The sequence below is a fragment of the Laedolimicola ammoniilytica genome, assembly GCF_025567165.1.
Lineage (GTDB): Bacteria > Bacillota > Clostridia > Lachnospirales > Lachnospiraceae > Laedolimicola > Laedolimicola ammoniilytica.
Genome location: NZ_JAOQKC010000031.1, coordinates 24,062 through 32,636, shown reverse-complemented (window position 1 = coordinate 32,636; position 8,575 = coordinate 24,062). Strand labels below are relative to the sequence as shown.

Annotated in this window: 11 protein-coding genes; all 11 read left to right on the top strand. The window is 50.1% G+C overall.

Translation table 11 applies throughout. From position 1 onward, the window contains the following. Window positions 1-389 precede the first annotated feature (389 nt). The 11 genes from OCV63_RS16105 (at window position 390) to OCV63_RS16055 (ending at window position 8,530) form a co-directional block, all read left to right on the top strand. The gene (locus tag OCV63_RS16105; protein ID WP_158365279.1) at window positions 390-668 is read left to right on the top strand and encodes a DUF2325 domain-containing protein; all 279 of its coding nucleotides are present in this window, start codon (window positions 390-392) and stop codon (window positions 666-668) included. Next, the gene (locus tag OCV63_RS16100) at window positions 668-1,237 is read left to right on the top strand and encodes a DUF3793 family protein (RefSeq protein WP_158365278.1); all 570 of its coding nucleotides are present in this window, start codon (window positions 668-670) and stop codon (window positions 1,235-1,237) included. The genes OCV63_RS16105 and OCV63_RS16100 overlap by 1 nt, the downstream gene beginning before the upstream one ends. An 83-nt stretch (window positions 1,238-1,320) precedes the next feature. Further along, window positions 1,321-1,731 (top strand): flavodoxin, encoded by a 411-nt coding sequence (locus OCV63_RS16095; RefSeq protein ID WP_158365277.1) that lies wholly within the window; start codon window positions 1,321-1,323, stop codon window positions 1,729-1,731. Window positions 1,732-1,917: 186 nt separating this feature from the next. After that, a complete protein-coding gene (locus tag OCV63_RS16090) occupies window positions 1,918-2,193 on the top strand; it encodes a Fur family transcriptional regulator (protein WP_262670929.1) in 276 nt (91 codons plus the stop codon). Then, window positions 2,190-2,366 carry a FeoB-associated Cys-rich membrane protein gene (locus OCV63_RS16085; protein ID WP_262670928.1) on the top strand — a complete coding sequence of 59 codons (177 nt, stop codon included), beginning with the start codon at window positions 2,190-2,192 and terminating at the stop codon, window positions 2,364-2,366. The genes OCV63_RS16090 and OCV63_RS16085 overlap by 4 nt, the downstream gene beginning before the upstream one ends. A 135-nt stretch (window positions 2,367-2,501) precedes the next feature. Continuing rightward, window positions 2,502-3,068 (top strand): hypothetical protein, encoded by a 567-nt coding sequence (locus OCV63_RS16080; RefSeq protein ID WP_158365276.1) that lies wholly within the window; start codon window positions 2,502-2,504, stop codon window positions 3,066-3,068. A gap of 161 nt (window positions 3,069-3,229) precedes the next feature. Then, a complete protein-coding gene (locus tag OCV63_RS16075; RefSeq protein ID WP_158365275.1) occupies window positions 3,230-4,441 on the top strand; it encodes a D-alanyl-D-alanine carboxypeptidase family protein in 1,212 nt (403 codons plus the stop codon). Between the two features lie 150 nt (window positions 4,442-4,591). Further along, on the top strand, window positions 4,592-5,968 hold the full coding sequence (locus OCV63_RS16070) for an MATE family efflux transporter (protein WP_158365274.1): 1,377 nt from the start codon (window positions 4,592-4,594) through the stop codon (window positions 5,966-5,968). 21 nt (window positions 5,969-5,989) lie between these two features. Beyond that, window positions 5,990-6,748, top strand: coding sequence for a class I SAM-dependent methyltransferase (locus tag OCV63_RS16065; RefSeq protein ID WP_158365273.1), 759 nt, complete (start codon window positions 5,990-5,992; stop codon window positions 6,746-6,748). A 5-nt stretch (window positions 6,749-6,753) separates the two neighbouring features. Then, window positions 6,754-7,713 carry an ABC transporter permease gene (locus OCV63_RS16060; RefSeq protein WP_262670927.1) on the top strand — a complete coding sequence of 320 codons (960 nt, stop codon included), beginning with the start codon at window positions 6,754-6,756 and terminating at the stop codon, window positions 7,711-7,713. Next, window positions 7,706-8,530, top strand: coding sequence for an ABC transporter permease (locus OCV63_RS16055; RefSeq protein WP_158365272.1), 825 nt, complete (start codon window positions 7,706-7,708; stop codon window positions 8,528-8,530). The genes OCV63_RS16060 and OCV63_RS16055 overlap by 8 nt, the downstream gene beginning before the upstream one ends. Window positions 8,531-8,575 lie beyond the last annotated feature (45 nt).

Genomic DNA, 8,575 nt, shown 5'->3' with positions numbered 1-8,575 from the left:
TATGCAGGAAAAAGCAAGAAAAAGAAACCCCCACCCCTCAAGAATGAGGGGCAGGGGAGTTGAATAGGCGAAGCCTATTTTTTAGAATTCTATTCTGCTCGTTGTTGGTACGATTTATTCAATAAAAGTACGTAAATGATACCTTATTGAGAATTAATATCAACGAATCCCCTTGCGCTATCCCTATAAGTATGATAGGATAAACACATGAGTTAGGAAGAACTAACCCAAAAAACCATTCAAAGCGGATAGACAGAAGCCGTTTTGAGTACATAACAAAACCAACATACGGGAATCCTGAAAATGGATTCTTTTTAAAAGACAAGCGGTTAGCTAGAGCTAACTAACACGCGTCAGGACATTTACAGCAGGAAAGAGAGGGCATGCGTATGAGTATAGTGATAATCGGAGGACACGACCGGATGGTGCGCCAGTACCATGACATCTGCAAGGCACATAAATGTAAGGCAAAGGTATTTACCCAGATGACAGGCGACTTGAAAAAGCAGGTCGGCAGACCGGATCTGTTCGTACTGTTCACGAACACCGTATCCCACAAGATGGTCAAATGTGCCCTGGAAGAAGCCAAGAGGAACAACATTGAAGTCGTTCGCTGCCACACCAGCAGCCAGGCAGCCCTGGAAGAGATTCTCGGGAGCTATTGCTAATGGCAGGGGGACGATGCGAGCTGGAAAAGCTCCTGGCTAACCATTGCGCGCCGGTGTTCTGCCATAAAAAAGCGTCGAATCTGGTGGCAGCCAGACGGGAACTGCTGGAGGCGCTCCCGGAGGTACTTGCAGGCAGCAGTATCTCCTGGATGAAACTCTGCGGCTGTAAAAAATATTGCCACATCCTCTTCTATGACAGAGAACGGCTGGAGCGGTACCTGAAGAGAGAAGAGCATCAGAACTTCCTGGGCGGACATGGTTATGCAGGCCGTACTCTGGAAGAGCAACTGACACTACTGGCGGAGCGGTACGAGAGCTATCAGAAGCACGGAAGCGCATTTCCCCATGAAATCGGTCTGTTTCTGGAATATCCCCTGGCGGATATCGAGGGCTTCATCGAGCATCAGGGCAAGGACGCACTGGAGAGCGGATACTGGAAGGTCTACGGCGACGTGGAACAGGCGAGAGCGGCGTTCCGTCTCTACGATGAATTGAAGGCGGCGCTCACCACCATGCTGGCGGCGGGCGTAAGCTTTCGCGAATGCTGCGCGGCACAGGCGGCCGCATAAAGCGCAGGAACGCGTACAAGACGCATAGAAGGCTGCAACAGCTTTTTATAAAAATAAGAGAAAAGAAAATCAGGAGGAGTATCATGAAAGTAGTATATTGGAGCAGCACAGGAAACACAGAGAGAATGGCAGAGATGCTGGGCGAGGAGATCAAGAACGCAGGAGGCGAAGCAGAGGTATGCGAGCTGTCCACCGTATCCCCGGCAGACCTGGCAGGCGAGGACAGTTTCGCGCTGGGCGCTTCCGCCATGGGCGACGAGGAGTTGGATGAGGGCGAGGTAGAGCCGTTCGTAGAAGAGCTGGAGAAATCCGTATCCGGTAAAAAGGTAGCGCTGTTCGGTTCCTACGACTGGGGCGACGGCGAGTGGATGCGCAAATGGGAAGAGCGCATGAAAGAGGCCGGAGCAGAAGTGGTCGGCACCGTCATTGCCAACAACGAGCCGGGCGACGAGGACCAGGCAAACCTGGCAGAGCTTGCGAAAAAGCTGGTATAAATTCGTAAAAGACGGAGGGCCCGAAAGGGCCCTTCTGCTGTATCATAGAGTTAGTTAAAACAAACAATTAGTATTGACAAACTTCTTCGGATGTGTTTTAATAAGTACTGGAAAAAGAAATTGAGAGTTATTCTCAATATACAGTATTCCAGAAATACCTTGCAAGCATATGAGATAGGAGATAGAATGTCAGGAGAGGAATGGAAAAATATGAGTCAGGAGATGATTCTTGGACGCCTGCGGGAACGAGGATATCGTATTACAAAACAGAGAAAGCTGATTATCAGTACCATTCTGGAGAATGACTGTTCCTGCTGCAAAGAAATCTATTATCAGGTAAGAGAAAAAGACCAGACCGTCGGCATCGCCACTGTATACCGTATGATTAAGACCTTGGAAGAAGCCGGAGTCATTGATCGGAGAAATATGTATCGAATCGGAAGCATGAAAGAAGGTGCATGAAGATGTTAGCAGACATCATCGTAGTAGCAATCGTGGCCATCATCGCAGTATTCTGTATCAGAACTCTGATCCACAACAAGAAGACCTGCGGAACTACTTGCAGCATGGGCTGCGCAGGCTGTAGCTGCAGCGGAAGCTGCGGAGGCGGCGCTCCGGCGAAGCGCAAGAAATAACAGAATTACCAAAGTCAGAAAGCGCGGTGAAAAAATTTTTTCGCAGCGCTTTCGTCTGTCTTATAACAAAATCTTGTAGAAACGAATCGAAAAAAGTGATATACTCAAATCAAATGACAAAAGGGGGAGTTATCCATGTATAGTTACGAAAATGCAGCATCCGGACTCAAAAAAATGTTCACAGCCCAGGTAGGCGCTATTATCTGTGTGGTACTTATGATGATTCCGTTCATCGGATTAATCGGCCTGGTCGGAGTATTTGTATTTGCAATTATGTCCCTGATCGGACTGAACAGCGCAGGAAAAGACATTGAAGGCTGCAAAACAGCCTTTACACTTACCATTGTACAGATGGTCGTAAGGGTAATCGGTAATCTGGCTGGCACGGGAGTTTTTGCTACGGTTTTTTCTGTTGTAAATGATATTCTGGCGCTTTTGGTTGTCCGGGCGGTTTGCCTGTCCGTGGCGGAGGTGATGGAGAATCTGAACCGTCAGGACGTGGCCGATACGGGACATTCCGTATGGAAGATCAATCTGGGCTGCTATGTGGTGGATATCGTTCTGACGATTCTTGCCGTGATTCCTGTTCTGGGAACAGTGCTGGCGGTCGCAGGTAGCGTCGTTACCGTGATTCTGAGTCTGGTGGCAGGTATCATGTACATCATGTTCCTGTCAAAAAGTTATAAGGCTTTGGAAAATTAAGTTTCATATACATTTTGAATCAGAAAAAATCCCTTCCGACAGAGCGCCGGGAGGGATTTTTATGTGCCGGACAGGAAAGGCTCCTTTTCATCCGTCCGAATAATACGCTCCCTTACAGAATAAATATAGAACGAAAACATACCCCGGGATGTCCCCTGATTATGAAAAAGCTTCTGGCATTTTCCCTTACAATTTTCCTATTTTTCCAGCTCTTCCTCACCGTGTCGCCCACAGAGGTCCTGGCGGCTCCCGCCGACGAGGTTCTTACCCTCCACGCCCAGTCCGCAGTCCTCATGGACGGCGACACCGGCCGCATCCTGTACGCCAAAAACGCCGGGAAAGTACGCCCCATGGCCAGCACCACCAAAATCATGACATTGATTCTGGCCCTGGAAAACGGGAATCCCGATGATCTGGTGACAGTATCGGCCTACGCGGCTTCCATGCCGGATGTGCAGCTTCATATCCGGGCAGGGGAGAAGTACCGCCTAGGTGACCTGCTTTATTCCATGATGCTGGAATCCCACAACGACGCGGCAGTGGCCATCGCCGAGCATGTGGGCGGAACCGTGCCGGGCTTCGCGGCCCTCATGAACGCCAAGGCTCGGGATATCGGCTGCTATTCCACGTATTACGTCACGCCAAATGGTCTGGACGCCGAGGACGGAAATGGCGTCCACTCCACCACCGCGGCAGATCTGGCCCGTGTCATGCGCTACTGCATCACGCTGTCCCCCAGGCGGGAGGAATTCTTAAAAATCACCCGCACCGACAGCTACAGCTTCGGGGATACAGAAGGGCTCCGAAGCTTTACTGTGGGCAATAAAAATGCGTTTCTGCATATGATGGAAGGCGCTCTGACCGGCAAGACCGGATTTACGGGGAATGCGGGGTACTGCTATGTGGGGGCTCTGCGGCAGGAGGAACGGACTTTTATCGTGGCGCTTCTGGCCTGCGGCTGGCCCAACAACCGCAGCTACAAATGGAGCGACACCCGGAAGCTCATGAACTACGGGCTGGAGCACTTTACCTACCGGAATGTGTGGCAGGAACCGAAGCTTCCGGAGCTTCCGGTGAAGAACGGGATTCCGGACAGAGAAAATCTGGAGGAAGAGGCCCGGATCCGGCTTCGTCTTTCGTCGGAGGAACCTGATCTGAAGCTTCTGCTCTCGGAAGGCGAGCAGGTGCAGGTGGAAACCCATATTTCCCAGGAGGTAACCGCTCCGGTGGAGCCGGGGACGCTTCTGGGCAGTGTCCGCTATCTGCTGGACGGCCAGGTGGTGAAGGTCTATACGGTGGAGGCTGCGGAAGACGTGGAGGCGGTGACCCTTGACTGGTGCCTGGAGAAACTGTGGCGAAAATATATTCCGTAATGGAATCCGTAAGCATGAAAAAGAAGCATTGCACAGAACCCCCTACCGGGCTTGCAGGAAAAGAACATGGATGATTATAATAAACAGTGGCTGTGATATGGCGTAGGCCGTTTCACAGCCTCTGTTTTGTTTTACAGGATGAGGTGAAAAATGGCAAAAGTTCGTGATTTGACAAAAGGAAATATCGGGAAAAAATTGATTCTGTTTGCAATTCCCATGCTTTTAAGCAGCCTGGTACAGCAGCTTTATAATACCGTGGATTTAATTTATGCCGGTAACTTTCTGGGAAAATCCGCATCCGCATCCATTGGAGCCAGCAGTCTTCTGATTACCTGTCTGGTGGGCTTTTTTGGTGGCATGTCTGTGGGTTCCGGCGTAGTGGTATCCCAGATTTATGGAGCAGGAGAGCAGGAAAAGCTGAAAAAAGCCGTGCATAATGCGGTAGCTCTCTGTCTGGCAGGCGGACTGCTGTTTATGCTGCTGGGAATGGGTTTTGCTCCGGTATATCTCCGACTGGTCCACACGCCGGTGGAACTGCAGGCAAGCGCGGTGCTCTATCTTCGAATTTATATGCTGTCTTTTCCGGCACTTTTTGTATACAATATTGGTTCCGGTGTATTGCGCGCCATGGGAGATTCCCGCTCTCCGCTGGCAGCCCAGTGTGTGGGCGGCCTTGTGAATGTGGGAGCGGATTATCTTTTTATCCGGGTGTTTGCAGATGGCATCAGCGGCGTGGCCTGGGCGACATTGATATCCCAGAGCGTGGCGGCAGCCATCACCCTTTATAATTTGAACAGGCTTCCGGAATCCTATCGGTTGCGTGGAAGGCAGATTCGTTTTGAGACTACCATTTTGAAGGAAGTAATTCGTATCGGTGTTCCCGCAGGGTTCCAGTCTCTGGTGATTACCCTGTCCAACGTGATTGCCCAGTATTTTATCAATTCCTTCGGAGAAGATTCCATTGCAGCATTTACTGCGTATTTTAAAGTGGAATTGATTATCTATCTGCCAATCGTGGCCTTTGGGCAGGCGATTATGGCATTTTCCGGACAGTGTAAAGGAGCGGAGGACTACAGGCGTATCCGGAAAGGAACAGCTATCTGCCTGGTGCTCAGCATGCTTGTGGCTGGGCTGACCAGCGCGGCAGCCCTGAGGGGTGGAGCTGCGCTATTCCGGATATTTAACCGTGAAACCTCAGTTATCGAGACTGGTCTTGGTATTATCCGGGTATCGTTCCCTTTTTACCCGGTGTATTGTATTTTACAGATATTGGGAGACAGCCTGCGGGGCTGCGGTAAGGTGAAGCAGCCCATGTTGATTGTTACGATGAATATCTGTGTGATCAGGACTTTGCTTTTATGTATTCTGGTTCCGCTTACCGGAAGTCTGCAGGGAGTGACCGTGACTTATCCGATTACCTGGGCGCTGACGGCAGTCTGTATGACGGGATATTATGTGGCATATCACAAAAATGCAGGGCGGTCCGTACGGTTGGATTTAAAAGAAGAGGAAGCTTTTATAGAATAGATGAAGAAATGGAGGAACAAGATGCAAAGACAGGCGGAAACAATCGGAAAACGCTGGGATTACTGCGCGAAGGGCTACGATGCGATTGTGCAGAATGAATTTGCCGGAGAAGTGGCGGAAAAATGGAGTGGACTTCTTAAGGAGCATGCGCCCTGTGAGAAAGGAAGTGTGCTGGACATCGGAACAGGTCCAGGTTTTTTTGCAGTATTGATGGGACAGATGGGCTGGAAGGTGACCGGAATCGATTGTTCCGGGAAAATGGTGGAGACCGCGTCTGAAAATGCAAAAAAGGCGGGTGTTTCAGCTGAATTTTATCAGATGGATAACCATCAGCTGGATTTCCCAGATGAGAGCTTTGATTATATTATCTGTCGGAATGTGACCTGGATTCTCTATGATCCGCTGAGAGCGCTGGAGGAATGGAAGCGGGTACTGAAGCCGGGCGGGAGAGTTCTGTATTTTGACGCAAACTGGCATATGACCGGAGACGAGGCTTACCGGGAGGCGATAAAGCGGGACGAAGAGGAATACCGGAGACTCTACGGGGAGCCGGAAAATACCTATACAGGCGATGCGGATACCGATGAGGAGTTTGACAAGGTTCTGTATTTTAAGGAGGTTCTGCGTCCGGAGTGGGACGAGATTCATCTGCCGGAGCTGGGCTATGAAAAGATACAGGTGATTCCCCGGGTTAATGAGCAGGTCTACAGCGAGGAAAAGAAGTTACTGTACCGTTCTATCCCTATGTTTCTGGTGCGGGCTGATAAGCCGGAGGAGTGAAGCGGGTGAAATGGAAAATTAAAAAATGGGTCGCAGAGCTTATCAGTCTGTTCATTGTACTTCTGGGAGTGACCTTACTGTCCTTTTCCCTGATGTATATCGCGCCGGGGGATCCGGCCAGAACCATTCTGCAGGCTGGAGGAACCATGCCGTCGGAAGAAGCAGTGCAGGAAAAACGGAAGGAAATGGGACTGGATCGTCCATTCCTGGAGCAATACAGAAGCTGGCTCTGGGATTTCGCCCACGGGGATCTGGGAGTGTCCATGATCGATGGCAGGAATGTGTCAGATGAGGTAACAAAAGCGCTTGGAAAAAGCGCGGTACTGGCTGTGACGAGCCTGGCTGCCGGAGTAGCAGCTGCACTCCCTCTGGGGGTAATGTCAGCGGCAAGAAAAGAGAAAATGTTTGACCGGATTACCGGCTTTTTTGTATTTATCAGGCTGTGTATGCCGTCCTTTCTGGTGGGAATCGGATTTCTGTATCTGTTCGCCTATCGTCTGAAACTGATTTCTATATCCGGAAGTGGTGGAGCGTCTGCTCTGATCCTGCCTGCGGCAACCCTGGCTACCGGAATCTGCGCACGGATGATTCGACAGATCCGGACTCTGATTTATGAGGAAATGAAGCATCCCTATGTGGATGGACTGCGTTCCAGAGGAATCCGGGAAACACAGATTTTGTTTGTACATATTCTGAGAAATGCCATGCTTCCGATTATCACTATGATTGCCCTGTCCTTTGGTGAATTGTTAGGAGGTACGGCCATCACGGAAATCATATTTTCCTGGCCGGGAATCGGCAGGCTGGTGATGACGGCCATCGGCGAACACGATTATACGATTATCCAGGGATTTGTGGTGATGATCGCCCTGATCTTCTTCGTCATATACGGACTGACAGAGTTGTCCTACAGCCTGTTTGATCCACGGGTAAAAAAGCAGAAAGAGGACAGTCAGAATGGATAAAAAGAAACGATTGAGAATTCGGCTGGCATGGTACCTCCTGCTGACAGCAGGCCTACTGATTATCATGCTATTCGGGGAGCAGCTTTCTCCTCATGATCCGTACGAAAACAATCTGCTGAAGATCGATCAACCTCCCGGAGCTGAATACTGGTTTGGCACGGATAACCTGGGAAGATGTCTTTTTTCCAGAATCCTGACAGGAGCCAGAAGCTCCTTGAGCGCCACACTCGTTATTGTGTTGGTGACGGCAGTGATTGGAACGACAGCCGGGGTGACCGCAGGATATTATGGCGGGCCGCTGGACGCGGTGATACAGAAGCTTTTGTTGATCGTACAATCCTTTCCGGGACAGGTGATGGCTATTGCGGTGGCAGGTGTGCTTGGGGCTGGAGTGAAAAACGCGGCGATTGCGCTTATCAGTATCGGCTGGATTTCTTATGCGAGAATGTCCCGCAGTATGGTTCTGAAGATAAAAGAAAGCAACTATATAAAGGCCGCACAGTTGTGTGGCTGCAATTCGGCTTACATTATTTTACATCATGTGATTCCAAATATCGGCAGCATGCTTTTTGTGACAGCCATGCTGGCGCTTCCCGGTACCATGATGGAGATTTCCAGTCTTTCTTTCCTGGGACTTTCCGCGAAGCTGCCGACGCCGGAATGGGGGTATATGATGAATGAGGGAAGAAAGGTGCTGATGACGGCGCCCTGGCAGGCATTGATACCGGGCGGAGCAATTCTGATATCCGTTATCATTTTAAACCGTCTGGGTGATTCCGTACAGGAATATCTGGAATACCATACAGGCAGTTTATGAGTTCTGAGAACAGGTAACATGTTCAAATAAATGATTTTAATTAAG

Excerpts from the sequence above, each read along its gene's own strand:
- OCV63_RS16065 (WP_158365273.1), top strand. The coding sequence starts at position 5,990 with ATGCAAAGACAGGCGGAAACAATCGGAAAACGCTGGGATTACTGCGCG.
- OCV63_RS16095 (WP_158365277.1), top strand. The coding sequence starts at position 1,321 with ATGAAAGTAGTATATTGGAGCAGCACAGGAAACACAGAGAGAATGGCA.
- OCV63_RS16105 (WP_158365279.1), top strand. The coding sequence starts at position 390 with ATGAGTATAGTGATAATCGGAGGACACGACCGGATGGTGCGCCAGTAC.
- OCV63_RS16090 (WP_262670929.1), top strand. The coding sequence starts at position 1,918 with ATGTCAGGAGAGGAATGGAAAAATATGAGTCAGGAGATGATTCTTGGA.
- OCV63_RS16070 (WP_158365274.1), top strand. The coding sequence starts at position 4,592 with ATGGCAAAAGTTCGTGATTTGACAAAAGGAAATATCGGGAAAAAATTG.
- OCV63_RS16055 (WP_158365272.1), top strand. The coding sequence starts at position 7,706 with ATGGATAAAAAGAAACGATTGAGAATTCGGCTGGCATGGTACCTCCTG.
- OCV63_RS16075 (WP_158365275.1), top strand. The coding sequence starts at position 3,230 with ATGAAAAAGCTTCTGGCATTTTCCCTTACAATTTTCCTATTTTTCCAG.
- OCV63_RS16085 (WP_262670928.1), top strand. The coding sequence starts at position 2,190 with ATGAAGATGTTAGCAGACATCATCGTAGTAGCAATCGTGGCCATCATC.
- OCV63_RS16080 (WP_158365276.1), top strand. The coding sequence starts at position 2,502 with ATGTATAGTTACGAAAATGCAGCATCCGGACTCAAAAAAATGTTCACA.
- OCV63_RS16100 (WP_158365278.1), top strand. The coding sequence starts at position 668 with ATGGCAGGGGGACGATGCGAGCTGGAAAAGCTCCTGGCTAACCATTGC.